The sequence below is a fragment of the Endozoicomonas sp. SESOKO4 genome (assembly GCF_024606275.1).
The window spans coordinates 1-1,575 of sequence record NZ_JAHHPS010000083.1 but is presented as its reverse complement, the minus strand read 5'-3'; the positions used below and the strand labels follow the sequence as shown (position 1 = coordinate 1,575).

Annotated in this window: 2 protein-coding genes; one reads left to right on the top strand and one right to left on the bottom strand. The window is 59.4% G+C overall.

Annotated elements, in window-relative coordinates; all coding sequences use genetic code 11:
* A partial coding sequence (locus KDK16_RS01380) for a hypothetical protein (protein WP_257274342.1) occupies positions 1 to 1,392 on the bottom strand: 1,392 nt, incomplete at its 3' end.
* Here KDK16_RS01380 and KDK16_RS01375 point away from each other — a divergent pair.
* Positions 1,381 to 1,548, top strand: a complete 168-nt coding sequence (locus KDK16_RS01375; RefSeq protein WP_257274341.1) for a hypothetical protein — start codon at positions 1,381 to 1,383, stop codon at positions 1,546 to 1,548. The genes KDK16_RS01380 and KDK16_RS01375 overlap by 12 nt on opposite strands.
* Positions 1,549 to 1,575 lie beyond the last annotated feature (27 nt).

The following is a 1,575-nucleotide window of genomic DNA, read 5'->3' as shown; positions in this document are numbered from 1 at the left end:
AATCACATCCGAACCGCCCTGGCCCTCCACCATGACCCCAAACTGTCGGCGGGAGGCCGCCCGGTTCTCATAGTAGTAAGTATCCAGCCGCAAGGCTTCCAGGTTGATACTGTCGTCCCCGCGCGTTCCTGACAGTAGCAGACCGTCCGCCATTACGGCTACCCTGCCAAAGGTGCCCAGTGACTGGTAACTATCGAGGATGACCTGGTAGAGCGTTTGGTGTTTTGGGCTATAAACGACCGAAGCCGTTGACTCAAGCGGCCGGGCATTCCGGGTTGTGCTCTTTTTCCTGACCGTGGTTTGACCAATAATCAGTTGCTGGGCATCGTGCTCCTTGTCAGGCAGGCCGAACAACAGTTTTTGTTGATGGAAATACCGGCCCCGGTAATCTATCCAGGCCACTCGGGTTCGGGCATAGCCGGGGCGCAGCTTGAGGGCGATCAGTCGGGTGTCGGCCAGCAGTCGGCGAGCGCTTATTGGCACGGAACGCATGGCCTGGTTGAAATCCTGCCAGGTCGAGAAGATCAGGCTGTCGGAGGGTTGCCTGGGCCCCATCAGGCTCAGGTCCAGCGCCACCAGGGACAGTTGTTTCCGGTTGGCCAGGTATTTAGCCCGCGGGGTCTTGATGCTCCATGCCTGGTCAATGGGTTCCCACTGGTATCGGCCTCGCAATTCGTTGCCACCCGGGAAGTCGTAACGGCAGGGAATGGAGACCAGGTTCTTGAACTCGCTAGGTATCCCGGTCAGAACGGCACCAGCCTTCCCACAAAAGGGATGGCCTTTTGCACCTTGGTCAGGCCGTGGGAAAAACTGGAAAGCTTGCTTTTTGCGGGTATCCGACAGGGCGAGCAGCTGGCCGTCGTCATTGACCGTAATCTTGAATTTGTCGCGTTTTTTGGCCGCCAGCAGGGTGTCACCGTCCGGGAAGTACCAGAGATCCAGTGTCCTGAAGGGGTTGAACAAGGTGTGGTTGGCGACCGGGGTTGTCAGGGGTACCAGACCTACTGTTGCTGAGAACTCCTGCCGGGCCTGTGCCACCCTGGTGCGCAACACTCCCTTGATGTCAGTGATGAAGGCCCGGGCACTGGCGTTGGTCCAGGCCGTGTCGGGGTGATCCAGGGTCACTTTGAACAGGATTGTCTTGACCATTTGGCCCAGGTCCAGGCTCGTCATCGTCACGCCGGATCGGGGGGTGAACTGACGCACACTCAGGGTATCGTTAGACTTGGCGACGGTCTGCCCGGTGGCCTTGAGTTGCCAGTGTGCAAAGGGTTCTGTTTCCATCGGCAGGTTTTCGCTGACCACCCGGGTGTTGTCCCAGGCCTCGTCCGGTATCCACAGCTGGAAGCCACTGTGGGTATCGGCCAGGAGACTGCCGGAGTGCGCCTGCACACGGGAAAAGACCCGGTGGCTGGCCATCTCTGCCACCGTCCGCTGCTCGCCCGCCGGGCGGATCACCTGCAAACCGGAGCTCAGCCGCTGGATGCCCGCAGGGCGATTTACGTCGGTGCTCAGGTAATACAGGTTGCCGGAATGCTGACTGAATAAAAGGTAGTAGATCTGCTGGCCCACTAC